Annotated in this window: 12 protein-coding genes and 2 pseudogenes; 8 read left to right on the top strand and 6 right to left on the bottom strand. The window is 69.2% G+C overall.

Going from position 1 to position 14392, the window contains the following annotated elements; genetic code table 11:
* Positions 1 to 16 precede the first annotated feature (16 nt).
* Positions 17 to 238, bottom strand: a complete 222-nt coding sequence (locus ACZ4EG_RS33355; RefSeq protein ID WP_467793281.1) for a hypothetical protein — start codon at positions 236 to 238, stop codon at positions 17 to 19.
* Between ACZ4EG_RS33355 and ACZ4EG_RS33350 the strand changes: the two genes are divergently transcribed.
* Together ACZ4EG_RS33350 and ACZ4EG_RS33345 are read left to right on the top strand one after the other, a co-directional pair.
* Positions 222 to 1712 carry an AAA family ATPase gene (locus tag ACZ4EG_RS33350; protein WP_467793280.1) on the top strand — a complete coding sequence of 497 codons (1491 nt, stop codon included), beginning with the start codon at positions 222 to 224 and terminating at the stop codon, positions 1710 to 1712. The two genes, ACZ4EG_RS33355 and ACZ4EG_RS33350, sit on opposite strands and share 17 nt — an antisense overlap.
* 378 nt (positions 1713 to 2090) lie before the next feature.
* Positions 2091 to 2858: a SpoIIAA family protein gene (locus ACZ4EG_RS33345; protein ID WP_467793279.1), complete on the top strand. Its 768-nt coding sequence runs from the start codon at positions 2091 to 2093 to the stop codon at positions 2856 to 2858.
* Positions 2859 to 3263: 405 nt separating this feature from the next.
* Here ACZ4EG_RS33345 and ACZ4EG_RS33340 read toward each other — a convergent pair whose 3' ends face one another.
* Positions 3264 to 4316, bottom strand: coding sequence for a class I fructose-bisphosphate aldolase (locus ACZ4EG_RS33340; protein ID WP_467793278.1), 1053 nt, complete (start codon positions 4314 to 4316; stop codon positions 3264 to 3266).
* On the opposite strand from ACZ4EG_RS33340, the pseudogene ACZ4EG_RS33335 reads away from it, so the two are divergent.
* A pseudogene (locus tag ACZ4EG_RS33335) lies at positions 4306 to 5337 on the top strand (universal stress protein); the annotation flags it as partial. The gene ACZ4EG_RS33340 and the pseudogene ACZ4EG_RS33335 overlap by 11 nt on opposite strands.
* Before the next feature lie 254 nt (positions 5338 to 5591).
* On the opposite strand, the gene ACZ4EG_RS33330 reads toward ACZ4EG_RS33335, so the two are convergent.
* Positions 5592 to 5885 carry a DUF4118 domain-containing protein gene (locus ACZ4EG_RS33330; protein WP_467793301.1) on the bottom strand — a complete coding sequence of 98 codons (294 nt, stop codon included), beginning with the start codon at positions 5883 to 5885 and terminating at the stop codon, positions 5592 to 5594.
* Positions 5886 to 6265: 380 nt separating this feature from the next.
* Between ACZ4EG_RS33330 and ACZ4EG_RS33325 the strand changes: the two genes are divergently transcribed.
* Positions 6266 to 7126, top strand: a complete 861-nt coding sequence (locus ACZ4EG_RS33325; protein ID WP_467793277.1) for a universal stress protein — start codon at positions 6266 to 6268, stop codon at positions 7124 to 7126.
* Between the two features lie 18 nt (positions 7127 to 7144).
* On the opposite strand, the gene ACZ4EG_RS33320 is transcribed toward ACZ4EG_RS33325, so the two are convergent.
* Complete coding sequence (locus ACZ4EG_RS33320) at positions 7145 to 8173, bottom strand: 6-phosphofructokinase (protein ID WP_453552825.1); 1029 nt, start codon at positions 8171 to 8173, stop codon at positions 7145 to 7147.
* 280 nt (positions 8174 to 8453) lie between these two features.
* Positions 8454 to 9463, bottom strand: a pseudogene (locus ACZ4EG_RS33315) (RNA 3'-terminal phosphate cyclase).
* 481 nt (positions 9464 to 9944) lie between these two features.
* Between ACZ4EG_RS33315 and ACZ4EG_RS33310 the strand changes: the two are divergent.
* From ACZ4EG_RS33310 to ACZ4EG_RS33295, 4 genes are all read left to right on the top strand, one after another.
* On the top strand, positions 9945 to 10412 hold the full coding sequence (locus ACZ4EG_RS33310) for an Hsp20/alpha crystallin family protein (protein ID WP_467793276.1): 468 nt from the start codon (positions 9945 to 9947) through the stop codon (positions 10410 to 10412).
* A gap of 191 nt (positions 10413 to 10603) precedes the next feature.
* A complete protein-coding gene (locus ACZ4EG_RS33305; RefSeq protein ID WP_467793275.1) occupies positions 10604 to 11041 on the top strand; it encodes an archease in 438 nt (145 codons plus the stop codon).
* A gap of 54 nt (positions 11042 to 11095) precedes the next feature.
* The gene (locus ACZ4EG_RS33300) at positions 11096 to 12523 is read left to right on the top strand and encodes an RtcB family protein (RefSeq protein ID WP_453552831.1); all 1428 of its coding nucleotides are present in this window, start codon (positions 11096 to 11098) and stop codon (positions 12521 to 12523) included.
* Positions 12524 to 12903: 380 nt separating this feature from the next.
* Positions 12904 to 13053: a hypothetical protein gene (locus ACZ4EG_RS33295; RefSeq protein ID WP_467793274.1), complete on the top strand. Its 150-nt coding sequence runs from the start codon at positions 12904 to 12906 to the stop codon at positions 13051 to 13053.
* 50 nt (positions 13054 to 13103) lie between these two features.
* On the opposite strand, the gene ACZ4EG_RS33290 is transcribed toward ACZ4EG_RS33295, so the two are convergent.
* On the bottom strand, positions 13104 to 14207 hold the full coding sequence (locus tag ACZ4EG_RS33290; RefSeq protein WP_467793273.1) for a baeRF2 domain-containing protein: 1104 nt from the start codon (positions 14205 to 14207) through the stop codon (positions 13104 to 13106).
* Between the last annotated feature and the right edge of the window lie 185 nt (positions 14208 to 14392).

Genomic DNA, 14392 nt, shown 5'->3' with positions numbered 1-14392 from the left:
GGATGCTTCCGCGAAGTCAGCCGTCGTACACCAGCAGCAGACCGGCGGGTGCGAAACGCGGCGACGCCATGGCCCCGATGCCCCCTCGCTCGGCCGCAGGCCGCCGCAGGGCCGAGCTCAGCTCGGCGTGCTCATCTGTCACCAGCCAGGCCGCGTGTCGCGAGGCCAGGCATCCGGCGTTGTACTGGAAACGGAAGCACCGCCGAACGAGGGGAATGGCCGTGGCGTCGTCCGACATCCCTCTCCCGGACAAGCCACACAAGGTCTTCGACCGGGACGCCGAGTGGCAGGCACTCGTCACTTTCGCCTGTGACAGCCGGCCCGAGGCCCGCCTCGGGCTCGTCAGCGGGCGGCTTCGACAAGGCAAGACCTACCTGTTGGAGGCCCTTACCAGGTCCCTGGGAGGCTTCTACTTCGGGGCTCAGCAAGGGACGCAGAGCGAGTCGCTGAGCCAGCTCGCCGACGAGTTCGCCCGATACACGAAGGCCTCTCCCCCACCTCACTGGCACGGCTGGGAGGACGCCATCGACGACCTCCTGGCACTGGGAGACAAACGTCCGACGCCCATCGTCATCGACGAGTTTCCCGACCTGGTGCGGCAGAGCCCCTCGCTTCCCTCCATCCTGCACAGCGCCTACCGGCGCCACGACGGCGGACGCCCCGGCCAGGCCCGTCTCCTGCTCAGCGGCAGCTACCTGCCCCTCATGCACCGGCTCTTCAGCACAGCCTCCCCGCTGCACGAACTGAGCGATCTGCACCTCACCGTGCACCCGCTCGACTACCGGCAAGCGGCACGGTTCTGGGGCTTCGACGACACCGGCCTCGCCGTGCTCGTCCACGCCGTCGTCGGCGGCACCCCCGCCTACCGGCGCGACTACGTCCAGGACGACACACCCGCCGGGCGGGAGGACTTCGACGCCTGGGTGTGCAGGAGCGTGCTCAACCCCGGAAAGCCCCTGTTCCGCGAGGCATACCACCTGCTGCAGGAGGAGATCGACCACAAGGACCGCGCCCTGTGCCACTCCGCCCTCTCCGCCGTGGCCACCGGGTGCTCGACCCAGGGGCAGGTCGCGGACTGCCTCGGCGCGCCTCTGACCGACACCGCGCGTTGTCTCGGACTGCTGCGGGAGCACAGGCTGCTGCACGGCGACGCCGACGCATTCCGGCCCAGCCTCGTCAGGCTCCGCGTCGCCGAGCCATTGCTGGCCTTCGAACACGCGGCCGTGCGACCCCATCGGTCCGCCCTGGCACAGCAGGACCCCGTCACGGTCTGGAAGCACGCCCGTCCGGGCTTCGATTCCATGGTGGCCCGGTCCCACTTCGCTCAGATCTGCCGTGACTGGGCCCTCCACTTCGCCGACCCGAACGCCTTCAGCGCGCGTCCCAGGTCGGTGGCCCACGGGTCAGTGCCCGACCCCACGCACCCCGGCGGTACGGACCTGGCGGCGGAAGTGGTCGTTCGCGGCCACGGCGGCATGCGCAACGGCTCTCTGCTGTCGGTGGGCCTGGCCCGGTGGGACGGGGTCATGGATCTGGACCATGTGGAACGCCTCCGGAGGCTCCTCGACCTCGTCTCCGACCGCGGCGAGGATGTCACCCACACCCGGCCGGCTTGCTTCAGCGGCGCCGGCTTCAGCCCGGCCCTACGCGCCGCCGAAGCGCAGGGGCAGGTAATACTCGTTGACCTCGACCGGCTGTATGGACGGGCCTGACCCCGCCCTGCATCTGCCCCACGGCGCTCGTTCTCGGAATTGGGAATCCCGCCCTGTCCGCTGCGGGGCCGAACGCCTTTGTAAGCGGCTCGGGCGACCATCCGCCGAACCCGGCTGACGATCTCCGCTCCCTTCACCGACGCCGGTTTCAACGCCCTCGCGCCCTCGGACCGACTGACAACTGCCGGGCCGGGCGAGCAAAGAGAGCGCGGTCGCGGAGATCTTGGCATCTTGCCATGATGGGACGGCAGGGAAAGCTCCGATATGAGTCGAATCCGGTGGCGGGGGTAGCCGCGGTCATGCGGGTGTGTCATCTTCTCCGCCCGTCTCCGTCGTCGGCCGGCCTCCACATCGCACCGGCGTCGAGAGAGGATCCTCATGCTTGAGAGAGCCCGAGACGTGCCCTCAGGGGTCGACGCGGTCAAGGCGATCGGCACAGTGTCGAAGGACGACTACAAAGCGGTGATCGAGCCGCTCGTCGACGAAGCCCGCAGAGAAGGCCGCCGCATCCGGATCCTTTCGGAGATCGGCCCGGAATTCCAGTCGTTCACCCCGGCAGCCGGGTGGGAGGACCTCAAGATCGGGATCGGCGCCATGCGCCTGTTCGAGGGATGCGCGGTCGTCAGCGACATCAGCTGGATCCGGGCGTCGACCCGGCTCTCGAGTTTCCTGATGCCTTGTCCGGTACGCGTTTTCGGCCTTCAGGATCGCGAAGAGGCCCTGCGCTGGCTCGCCTCACTGCCCGAAGGGCCCGGCGTGTCCCACCAGCTCCTGCCCGAGTCCAACGTGCTCGTGGTCGAGGTCGAACAGCCCCTGCGCGCCCAAGACTTCGACGCACTGGCACAGACCGCCGACAGCTGGCTCGAAACCCACGACGCACTGGCCGGCGTCGTGGTGCACGCTCGCGCCTTCCCGGGATGGGAGAACATCGGAAGCCTGCTCCGGCATGTACGTTTCGTCCGCGACCATCATCGCAAGGTCAGGAGGGTCGCCCTGGCCGCCGACAGCAAGCTCGCCGAACTCGTTCCTCACTTCGCAAACCACTTCGTCCAAGCCGAAGTCCGGCGGTTCGGATACGACGAACTCGACGACGCCGTCGCCTGGGCCGCGAATCCGCCCGACCGTAACCCCGCCGACGCGGGTTGATGTGGCAGCCGTTCTCCGCACAAATGTTCGTCCGGGGGTTCGGTGTAGCTCGGGGTCGTTCTGACCTGCGACGAAATGGTTCGCCGGCACGGCGGTGGACGGTCCGGACGAGGGTGAATGCAACCAGGACTGCAACCACCGGAGCATCCGTTTGCCCTGGTCAGGCTGTCAGCCGTAGTGCTCGGGCCATCTCGTTCGGTGTTGCCGCCTGTTTCCCGAGGGCCTGTACAACCTGTCGCCTCTCCGCCGCAGGCAACAGCGGCTCCGCCGTGAGCGTAGGCATTGCCTGGGCCGAACAGCCCGCCGGATGCCCCGTCCGCATCGGTGAGGTGACGCCGGTCTGAGGCACACCGAGACGCCCGGGACCGACATCGGCGGGGTGCCGGGCGTCCGGCCACGCCCCCGTCAGGCGACGGTCACACTCTCGTCGAGGTAGACGTCCTGGACGGCGTGCAGGAGCTCGATGCCCTCGGCGGTGGGGCGCTGGAAGGCTTTGCGCCCGGTGATGAGGCCCGTGCCGCCGGCCCGCTTGTTGATCACCGCGGTCCGTACCGCCTGGGCCAGGTCCCCCTGGCCGGCCGAGGCGCCGCCGCTGTTGATCAGGCCGACGCGGCCCATGTAGCAGTTGGCGACCTGCCAGCGCGTGAGGTCGATCGGGTGGTCGGTGGTGAGCCTGTCGTACAGCAGCGGGTGGGTCTTGCCGAAGCCCAGCGCGCGGTAGCCACCGTTGTTCTCCGCCTGTTTCTGTTTGACGATGTCGGCCTCGATCGTCACGCCGAGATGATTGGCCTGGCCGGTGAGGTCGGCGGACACCGCGTAGTCCACGCCGTCCTTCTTAAAGGCCGAGTTGCGCAGATAGCACCACAGCACTGTGAACATGCCCAGTTCATGGGCCTGGGCGAAGACCTCGCTGGCCTCACGCAGCTGGCGGTCCGACTGTTCCGAGCCGAAGTAGACCGTGGCGCCGACGCCTACCGCGCCGAGGTCGAAGCACTGCTGGACATCCCCGAACAGGATCTGGTCGTAGTGGTTCGGGTAGGTCAGCAGCTCGTTGTGGTTGAGCTTGACGATGAAAGGGATTCGGTGCGCGTAGCGCCGCGACACGGCGCCGAGCACACCGAGTGTGCTGGCCACCGCGTTGCAGCCGCCGTCGACGGCGAGTTCGACGATGTTCGCGGGGTCCAGGTAGCGGGGGTTCGGGGCGAACGCCGATGCCGCGGAGTGCTCGATTCCCTGGTCGACCGGCAGGATCGACACGTATCCGGTGCCGGCCAGCCGACCGTGGTCGAAGAGTGACTGCAGGTTGCGCAGCACCCGGGGCGAGCGGTCGGTGCCAGCCACGACCCGGTCGACGAAGTCGGGGCCGGGCAGTACCAGGTCCTCCCCCGGGATCCCCTGGGCGGAGTAAGTCAGCAGGTCCTTGGCCTCGTCGCCCAGCAGCCCTTGGATGTCGGTCATGGTCTCCGCCTCTCCTGTCCTGTGGAATGCCGATGGAGGCTGCCGCACACATGCGGGCAGCAGGACGTGCCACAGTCCGTGCGGCCGCGTCGCGGGTTCCCTGTCCATCATTCGCCTGGGGCGGCCACCCCGCAGAGCCGGTCGGGTCCTTCGTCGAGGCCGAACGGCCCACGAGCGCGCGAACGTCTCGTCTGCCGGGACTTTGGCGGGCCCCGCCCTGGAACAGCGGGAACGGGCCCGGCGGGCGAAGGAGGACACGATGAGTCACCCCGTGTTGGCGGGCGTCGACGGATCCGACCACAGCCTGGCCGCGGCCGAGTGGCGGCACGGGAGGCGAGGCTGCGATGTGTTCCTCTGCGTCTCGTGCACGCCGCCCCACCGCTTCCGGGCGATGCGGTTCCCCACCAGGCCGGGGAAACGCTGCGCCGCGTGGGCGAACGCATCGTCCAAGGGGGTGATCGACGGCCTCGGTGCCCGCTACCCGGATCTGCGGGTGCACGACGAGCAGAGCGCCCAAGGACCGGGCCGAGGCGCTCCTGTCCGCGGCGTGCGATGCCGGGCTGCTCTTGGTCGGGCACGGGGCTCGGGCGGCTTAGACGGCCTCGCGGTCGGCTCGGTGGCCCTGCGGGTGGCGGCTGCGGCCGACTGCCCCGTCGTAGTGGTGTCCGGACGGCGGCCCGGGGGTTTCGGGAATGACACGCGCCCGGCGGGCACCGTCCCTCAGGACGTGGTGGGTTTCGACGCGCATCGCCCGGTCGACGAGGTGGCGGACTTCGCGTTCGGGGCGGCCGGTACGCGCGGAGCGGTGCTCCGGGTGGTGCAGGCATGGGCCTTTCCCGCCGAGGCCGTGTCGCCCCGGGCTCTGTTCGTGACCGAGGAGAACCGCACCACCTGGAAGGACCAGGAGGTCCTGCGGTTGTCCGACGCCCTGCGCACCCGGCAGGAGAAGTACCCGGAGGTCACGGTCCGCGCGGATGTCGTCCTGCTCCATCCCGCGGAGGCGCTCCTGCATACGTCCCGGGGAGCCGACCTGCTGGTCGTGGGCCGCCGCGCCGACCGGGGCGGCGGCGAGGGCCGACTGGGGCCGTCACGCACGCCGTCCTGCACCACGCCAGCTGCGCGGTACGGTCGTGCTACCGCACGTCGGCTGACACCACGCAAGCCAGCGGAGCCTCCTGGTGCGCGGAGAACGCGCCCGCACCCGGGCCCCGCCGCCGCGGCACTTAACGATCTTTGCGGCGGATACTGGTCCGCTCGGCAGATCCTGGCCGTGCATCATGGCGGTCGCCAGCCAGCTCGCATCCGCGCCTCCCACGTCGCGCGTACGGCTTGCCGGGTGCGCCGGGCGGCTGCGTCGGCGACCGCGCCCACCAAGACGGCGGCGATGACGCAGCCCGCCAGAGCGAGGGCGTCCGCGCCATGCTCGACGCGCAGCAAGTGAAGGGGCGCGGTGAAGTAGTAGTCGGCGAGCAGTGCCGCCGCGAGGGCCGCGGCCAGCGCCGGAACCAGCCCGCCCACCAGGGCGGCACCCACAGCAGCGAGCAAGTGGACCACCAGCACCCCGGACAGGCCGAGCCGGGGACCGGTGCGGTCAGGAGCAATGTCACCACCGGCAGCAGCAGCGCGGCCCCACCGTCGCCAACCAGAACCGGAGAGGCCCGGGGGAAATATCCGGCAGGGCCGTTTGGCACCGTGTACGGGACCAAAGGCGGCGTCCAGGACGCCGTCGTTGGACCGAAGTGCGTGCCCCTCAACCCTGCGTCTTCGCTGTCGGTCGACGCCGTTCGGAGACTCGGTCGCTGCGGCACGGCCCGCATCAAGCCAGGCTTCTCGGTGTCCTGGACCCCTTGAGTCGCCTTCCCTCCCTGGGCAGCACGGCCGTCTCGGGGGGTATTACCGCAGTTCCACGTTCACAATGGTCACGAGGCAGCGCCGGGAAGGAGTACAGCATGACCCGCTCTGTCGTAGTCGGGATCGACGGATCCCGAGAAAGTCTCGTCGCGGCCGAGTGGGCCGCCAGGGAGGCAGCTCTTCGAGACCTCCAGCTGCGTCTCGTGCACGCCGCGCCCGCCCCCGCCCGTGACTCCACCGATGAGCCCGTTGCCTTGACATGGCAGCAGACCGGCGAGGAACTGCTCCAGCGCGCGAAGACCGACCTTGCCAGTCGGTATCCCCGCGTGGCGATGAGCGGCGTACAGATTGCCGATGCGGCCGCGGCCGCGTTGCTCTCGGTTTCCGAGACGGCCGAACTCCTTGTCGTCGGGGCTCGGGGGGAAGGCGGGTTCGACGGCCTCGCCGTGGGCTCGACGGCGCTGGCGACGGCGAGCACCGCCTCCTGCGCCGTCGCGATCGTGCCCGGGAACCCGGCCGCGGCAGCACACGATGCCGAGGTGTGCGTGGGCGCCGACGTGTGGCACGCGGCCGGGCCACCTCTGGACTTCGCGTTCAGCGCCGCTCAGATCCGTGGCGCTCGGTTGCGTGCCCTGTACGCGTGGTCCCTCTCCGGCCCCGCTCCTTGGAGTGCGCACGGAGTGCCAGAAGAAGACCGGGCGGCGTGGGAGGACGAGGAAGTCCAACGCCTGTCCGACGTGCTCCAAGGCTGGCAGGACAAGTATGCGGGAGTCCCGGTGCTGCCTGATGTCGTTCTCCTCCATCCGGCCTACGCCCTGGTGCACGCCTCCCAACGGGCCGACCTGCTCGTCCTGGGTCGGCGCTCGAGCCCGCGGGCGGCTGAGCGGCGGCTGGGCCCCGTGGCCCACGCCGTCCTGCATCACTCCCGCTGCCCGGTGGTCGTCGTTCCGCATGTGTGATGCCACCACGTGGCAGCGTCAGGTGCCGAAGAAGACGTCGAACTCCGTGTACAGCTCTTGGGGAACCCGCTTGGTCGCCTTCGTCGCGTCAGCGAGCGGGATACGTGTGATGCACGTGCCGCGCAGAGCCATCATCGTGCCGAAGTCGCCGTCCTTGACCGCGTCCACGGCGTGCAGACCGAAGCGTGTGGCGAGCCACCGGTCATACGCGCTCGGCGTGCCACCACGCTGCACGTGACCAAGAACCGTCGTGCGGGCCTCCTTCTCGGTGCGGTGCTCGACCTGCCGGGCCAGCCAGTCACCGATCCCGGACAGGCGCACGTGCCCGAACTCATCGCGCGACTCGTCCTTGACCACCATCTGCCCGGCCTTGGGAACAGCTCCCTCCGCCACGACGACAATGGGCGCGTAGTTGATCTCAAAGCGTTTCTCCACCCAGGCGCACACCTGATCGAGATCGAACTCCACTTCCGGGATGAGGATGGCGTTCGCGCCCCCGGCGACGCCTGCATGCAGAGCGATCCACCCGGAATGACGTCCCATCACTTCGACAACAAGTGTGCGCTTGTGGGACTCCGCGGTGGTGTGCAGGCGGTCGATGGCCTCAGTCGCGATGCTGACGGCAGTGTCGAAGCCGAAGGTGTAATCAGTGCCGCTCACGTCGTTGTCGATGGTCTTGGGCACGCCGACCAGGTTGACCCCGGCATCGGACAGTGCGGTTGCGACGCTGAGCGTGTCCTCACCGCCGATGACCACGAGAGCATCGATCCTGTGCGCGCCGAGAGTGTTCTTGATGCGGTCGATGCCGTCTTCAAGCCGCAGGGGGTTGGTGCGAGAGGAGCCGAGAATCGTGCCACCAAGTGGAAGGATGCCGCGCACGGCCTGGACGTCCAAGGGCATGGTCACGTCCTTGACCGCACCACCCCACCCGTCGACAATCCCGACGAACTTCCAGGCGTACTCCTGTACGCCTTTGCGTACGACACTTCGGATCACCGCATTGAGACCGGGGCAGTCGCCGCCCCCGGTCAGCACTCCCACCCGCATGATTGCTCTCCCTTGCCTTCGCACATCGTGATCACACACGTCACAGCACGGTGACGTGTCAAGGTTTCCGACCACGGGCGCCGCCGGCCCGGCCTTGAGCGGAGCCAGTGCCCGTATGGAGATGTGTCTCCAGCTTGAACCCACCCGCGACGGAGCGCACGGTGCGACTTCTCCCGTCGGCTCCCGAGGATGCGGAGCCTTGTCGGCAGCCCTGCCTGAAGGTCGGCCAGGGTCGCCTGGACAGAGCGGTTGCACACCTCCCCACCCGGTGGCACCTGAATCAGGACCGCTCGCCAGAGGTTCCGCCGCCCTCGACGACGAGAAGACGTGCGTCCAGGGCGGCCCGTGCCACGCCGAAAAGGCTTGTCCGCCAAACTCCGGTGCGAACATGGTCGGTCACTTCGGCCAGTTGTACACGGCTGCGGCCCGGAGCCGGCACGGTGAACATGATGACCTGGCCGGAGGCGAAACGGTCGGGCGCTGCACCAGTACCTAGGTCGCCCAGCAGGCGCTCCGCGGTGGCCTGCCCGATCGTCTCGGCCGGACGTCCGCGGGCTCCGGCGCCGTCCGCCCCCAGCCGCCACCCGCCGGTCAGGTCCGCAAATAGCGCGAGACCGGCACCCGGCTGGAGGGCGCTGGTGTCGTCACGCTCATCGATGCGGGCTTCGTAACCGGCCCGGGCGAAGACCTCTCGAGCGCTGTCGGCCATGCCTCGGCTCACCCGGCGTTCCTGCAGATGGGCGGCGAGTGCGATTGCCCACACCGCCCGCGCCGGCCCGGGCCGCTCCGCCTCCAGAGGCGCGAGCGGGCCGTCGCGTCGAACGTCGAGTTGCAGCACACCGCCGCCGGTGGGCACGTAACCGGGCCTGACCAGCGTGACAGTGACCGCAAGCCCCATGCGGTCGAGCAGCGGAGCAAGCACGTGCTGCAGATGAAAGACGGAGGGGCCCGGTCCTGGAACAGTCCACCGATGAGCTGGACACGGACTGGCTGCCCGTGAGGGGTGGCGAGGACAGGCAGCAGCGCAAGGGACAGCGCCGTGGCCGACCCCGATGTGCCCACGTCGAACGTGTACTGGCCTCGCGGCCGGTCTCGACCAGGGCGGAAGGCCAAATCCTGTGAGCCCAGCGACGCCCCCTCGACGGTTCCGTCGACCAGCGTGCGTACGGCCTCGACCGCGCGAAGGTGCTGAGGTCTCAGCCCCGGACGTGGTCGGCGCGCCCGAACATGGCGCAGACGAACCGGAGTCCCAGTCACCGCTGCGTATGCCACGGCCGCCCGAACGATCATGCCGGATCCGGAGTAGGCAGCTCCGTCGATCTCCAAAGGAGAGTTCATCAGGGCGTACTCCACTCCTCTCACATGCCATACAGCGGCAGACGCCGAAGGGCCGCCTCGTCCACCGCTAGGGTCAGGGCCATCTGGCAGGTGTGACATCCAGCCCAGCGCCAATCGCGCCCGCGCACGGACGTGCTCATGCGTCCCTTCCCTTCTTTCCCTTCTCAACCCGGCGCCGGCATACGGGCGACAGTCCATGGATCAGTCATCCCTGAGGCGCGACTCTGCGACGAAGGACGTGCATCGCTCGACAGCGGCCGGCCGCCTCACAGCATCCGGACGACCTGCCGCACTGATCTTCGACTGCTCGGGTACGCCTCCGTACTTCCGTGCCCTGCCAGTGCGAGGTCGCCGACCGGGCGGACGTCGCTCATGATGGAGAGAGGGGGGAGTCAGATGGCTCTTCGAGTTCACATCCGCGGAGGTGAGCCGCATGACTCTGCCCGTACGACACAGGCACGGCGGCCCGGTGGAGCGGGCCTACCCCTGGCGTGAGCCGATGGCCGCCGAGTTCAACGAACTCTTCGAACGGATGAACCGGTTCCTGGAGTCCGCCGCACCGTCCTGGACCGAGCCCATGGTCTGGTCGCCGCTGGCCGACCTGAGCGAGACCGACGAGGCGTACAAGGTCGAGTGCGAAGTGCCTGGCATCAAGCGCGAGGACATCGACGTCGAGGTCAGCGGACGGGAACTGCACATCACCGGGGAGCTGAAGGAACGCGAACGCGAAGGCGTCCTGCGCCGCACCACGCGCCGCACCGGGCGATTCGAGTACCGGGTGCTGCTACCCACCGACGTGAAGGCCGAGGATGTCCACGCCGCCCTCGCCGACGGCATCCTCACCGTCACCGTCCCCAAGGCTCACGCAGCCAAGCCCCATCACATCAAGATCGAGGGCTGATCCACCGCGCCTACATGGGCACGCTCGACAGGTGCGGGTGGCCGGCCGAAGGGCGGCACGAGGACGTGGTACGACACCTGCGGTACACCGTTGCGGCACGCGACGAAGCCGCGCTCGCTTGTCATGATCGGCGGTGGCGGCGTGCATTCTCGGCCGTCTCGCCGACTCTCGGAACAACTTGTCCAGGCAGGATGGCCGATACCGGCCCCGGGCGGTCGTCGCATGGTCATCGGAGTCTTCCGCACACCGGTGATCTGCGGGTCGAAGCGTGGGCGCCGACACGTGAGGGGTGCATCGTCGAAGCGGTGCGGGGCGTGGTCGAGAGCTTTGCCGACCTGCCAGCAGGCGCCTCCGGCATTGACCGAGAGTGCGTGGTGTCAGCCGAGGACGACGGCCGGCTCCTGGTCGCCGTGCTCGAGGAAGTCATCTACCACATGGACGCTGCGGGCGAGCTGCCCACGGACGTCGCGGTGACGCCGGAGCCGGGCGGGGTGCGCGTGCGATTCACCATGGCCGATGATTCGACGGCAACGCAGACCGGAGCCGTGCCCAAGGCCGTCGCGCTGCACGGACTGAACCTGGCCCAGGACTCGCACGGGTGGGTCTGCCGGGTGACGCTGGATGTGTGACGCGCCTTCCAGGCATCCGGCGCTGGGATGCCTCGTCGAGGGGACGGCACCGAGATGGACATCAATCTGGTGGCGGACGGGCCCTGGCGGTTCCGCATAGAACAGACCGGCGCCATGCGCGTGCCCGGCGTCGTCCTCGCCCCACGCGAGCTACTGCCCGACGAGCCCGGAGACCAGGCCCTTCAGCAGGTGGCCAACGTGGCCACCCTGCCGGGCATCGTCCGCGCCTCGTACGCCATGCCCGACATCCACTGGGGCTATGGCTTCCCGATCGGCGGCGTGGCCGCGACCGACGTCGACCACAGCGGAGTCATATCGCCGGGAGGGGTGGGCTTCGACATCTCCTGCGGGGTACGCCTGCTCACCGCGCACGTGGACCGCGCTACCCTGCTGCAGAAGCTGCCCGTGCTGATGGACCGGCTGGACGGGCTGATCCCGCGCGGGCTCGGGCGCGGCGGCCTGTGGCACCTGGCGGGCCGGGCACAGTTGCACGAGATCCTGCGCGGCGGCGCCCGATACGCGGTCGAACAAGGCCACGGGGTACGTCGTGACCTGGAGCGGTGCGAGGACGGTGGAGCCGTCGGCGACGCCGATGTCACCCAGGTCGGAGACCGCGCACTGGACCGCGGCGCCGGGCAGGTCGGCAGCCTGGGGTCCGCCAATCACTTCCTGGAGGTCCAGGCGGTCGACGCGATCTACGACGAGACGTGCGCGCGGGCGTTCGGCCTGCGCCCCGACCTGGTGTGCGTCATGATCCACTGCGGCTCACGCGGCCTGGGCCACCAGATCTGCGCCGACCACGTGCGGGCGATGGACACCGTCATGCGCCGGTACGGCATCGACGTACCCGACCCGCAACTCGCATGCGCACCCGTCGACTCACCCGCCGGCCGCGCCTACCTGGGCGCGATGGCCGCGGCCGCGAACTACGCCCGCGCCAACCGCCAGCTCCTGGCCGACGCCGCCCGCGGAGTCTTCCGCGAGGCCACCGGCGAGGGGCTGGACCTGCTCTACGACGTCTCCCACAACCTCGCCAAACTGGAACGTCATACTGGCAACGGAGCAGCCCGGCCGCTGCTGTGCGTCCACCGCAAAGGCGCCACCCGGGCCCTGCCACCGGGCCACCCCGACCTGCCGGACGCCCTGCGCCCGTTCGGCCAGCCGGTGTTCGTACCCGGCACGATGGGAACCGCCTCTTACGTCATGACCGGCAGCACCGGCAACCAGGCTTTCGACTCCTGCTGCCACGGCGCGGGCCGGGTCTGGAGCCGCCACCGCGCCCACCGCGAAATGCCCACCCGGCGACTACGCCAGGAAATGGCCGGTGCCGGAGTCGCGGTGCGCCCCGTCTCCTGGCACAGCGTGACCGAGGAGGCACCCGAGGCGTACAAGGACGTCGACGCCGTCGTCCGGGCAAGCGAACACAACAACCTCGGCCACCCGGTCGCCCGCCTGGTGCCGCTGGGCGTCCTCAAAGGCTAGAACCTCCGCAACCGCGTTGAACCGACTCGGCCAGCACACTCAAGCGCACATCAGCAGCCTGTCCAGGGGCTCACTGTTGCGCAGTCGGTTGATGGCATCGGCGAGCATGGGGGCCGCTTACTCCACCCGAAGCCGCAGTCGGTGCGACCGTCGGACGGTGGGGGTGCCGGTGATGAGCAAGCGCCGGATGGAATGGCGGCCGAGTCTGTCCTGCACGGCTCCCAACAGGAGTCCGTGGGTTACGGCGATGTCGCGAGCGGCCCCGCGGTCCACCAGAATCTGTACAGCTGCTTGCGCAGTTCCGCCCGTGCTGATCATGTCTCCCACGACGACCGCAGGCCACACACCGGATCCAGCCCCGCCACCCTGGCGGACCGGATGTGGAAGGTCACTCCATCCAGGACGTATCGTCCGCGATCAGCCAGATCGCCCGGACCACCGTCCGCGACGTCGTCGGCCGCTCCCTGCTCGACCAGGTCATCACCGACACCGAGACCCTCAGCAGCCGGATCACGGACATCCTCGGCTGACTCACCCAGCAATGGGGCGTCTACGTGCTGCTCCCTTCCCGGAGGTCTGTTCACTCGCGGGACGTGGGGTCGGCATAGCGCATCAGCACGCCCACGCCCTCACACAACCACAGCTCCCGCTCGGGCACCACGACCAGTTCGGCCCTCGTGCCCACAAGGGCGCGGGCCAGAGCCGCGTCGGCCCGTTCCTCTCTGACCTCCCTTGTGCCGTAGGAGCGCAGTTCCTGTTCAGCGAGGGCTATTTGGCCTGGTTCCGGACCGACCGACAGGTGGAACGGCGACTCCGGGTGGTCATTGAGGAAAAGGGCCTTGACTCGGCCGCGTTGCAGCGCCGACACGGCGGCGGCAAGACCTTCCGCGGATGCTCCATCGCGGGCTCGCTCTGCGAGGAAGGCATCCAGAAGTGCCCGGTCGTGCGCGGCCATGCGGCCTCTGAAGAGGCCGTCGAGCTGCTGCTCCAGCAGCGCCCGCCCCGGCTCGGACTGACCGGCGCCTTCGACGGTGGTGACCTGCCCGCGCAGGGAAGCGGGAAGCCGACGGATGAGGATGCCGCGGGCCCAGACGTCCCCCGCGACGACCACCGTCTCAACATCGATACGCCGTGCGTGACCTTCCAGCTCCCGGCCGATCTCCCCGGCGGCGCGTGTCCAGTCTCCCACTGGGATCTCCTCCCCCAGACGGTGTCCCGGCGTGACCTTGGTCAGCGGCCACGTGCCCGCCTCGGCCTCGATGCGCACGGTACCGTTGGCGTCCGTGGAGTGACGGCCGCTGTAATGCACGTGCACCGCGAGGTACGGGATCCCGGGCGCGTGCTGGATGATCAGTGGCATGGTGTCCGGCAGGGTTCCGAAGTGCGCCGTGTCCCGGGCGGGCGGGGCAGGAAGCTCATCCAGCAGAGCCAGTCGTCCATGCGCGGTGAACACGGCCTGACCGTGCGTGCCGGGGACGTCCCCGTCGCTGCCTACGGTGCCCGCCACCGCGGTGATGGAGTCCCGGTCCGCTCCCTCGGACATCAGGGCGTCCCGGAGATGCCGCCAGCGCAGCTCTATGGCGGCATCGGGGTCGTCGATGGCGGCGTCGCGGGACGTGTCCAGATAGACGGACGCGAAGGGACCGGGCTGCTTGTACAGAGGTTCAAGGAAGGAAAGTCTCATGGTCGCTCCCGAGTGGGCTGTCGGCGCCACGTGCCACCACACCCGGGATGCCGCGTTACCAAGACACGTTCGGGTTCGCGTGCGGCGGCTTATCCAACTCCAGGATGCGCCCGCCTGACGAGCCGCGCCCGTCCTGCGGCAAGGGCTCGTACTGCATCCGACGCCAACCTGGTCACTGGTCACAC

It is taken from the genome of Streptomyces sp. NPDC025638 (genome assembly GCF_055558775.1).
The sequence above is the reverse complement of the archived record's forward strand: the minus strand, read 5'-3'. Positions and strand labels throughout refer to the sequence as shown.

Coding starts and splice junctions, on each gene's coding strand:
- ACZ4EG_RS33355 (WP_467793281.1), bottom strand. CDS start 238: ATGTCGGACGACGCCACGGCCATTCCCCTCGTTCGGCGGTGCTTCCGT.
- ACZ4EG_RS33345 (WP_467793279.1), top strand. CDS start 2,091: ATGCTTGAGAGAGCCCGAGACGTGCCCTCAGGGGTCGACGCGGTCAAG.
- ACZ4EG_RS33340 (WP_467793278.1), bottom strand. CDS start 4,316: ATGACCGACATCCAAGGGCTGCTGGGCGACGAGGCCAAGGACCTGCTG.
- ACZ4EG_RS33325 (WP_467793277.1), top strand. CDS start 6,266: ATGACCCGCTCTGTCGTAGTCGGGATCGACGGATCCCGAGAAAGTCTC.
- ACZ4EG_RS33320 (WP_453552825.1), bottom strand. CDS start 8,173: ATGCGGGTGGGAGTGCTGACCGGGGGCGGCGACTGCCCCGGTCTCAAT.
- ACZ4EG_RS33310 (WP_467793276.1), top strand. CDS start 9,945: ATGACTCTGCCCGTACGACACAGGCACGGCGGCCCGGTGGAGCGGGCC.
- ACZ4EG_RS33305 (WP_467793275.1), top strand. CDS start 10,604: ATGGCCGATACCGGCCCCGGGCGGTCGTCGCATGGTCATCGGAGTCTT.
- ACZ4EG_RS33300 (WP_453552831.1), top strand. CDS start 11,096: ATGGACATCAATCTGGTGGCGGACGGGCCCTGGCGGTTCCGCATAGAA.
- ACZ4EG_RS33290 (WP_467793273.1), bottom strand. CDS start 14,207: ATGAGACTTTCCTTCCTTGAACCTCTGTACAAGCAGCCCGGTCCCTTC.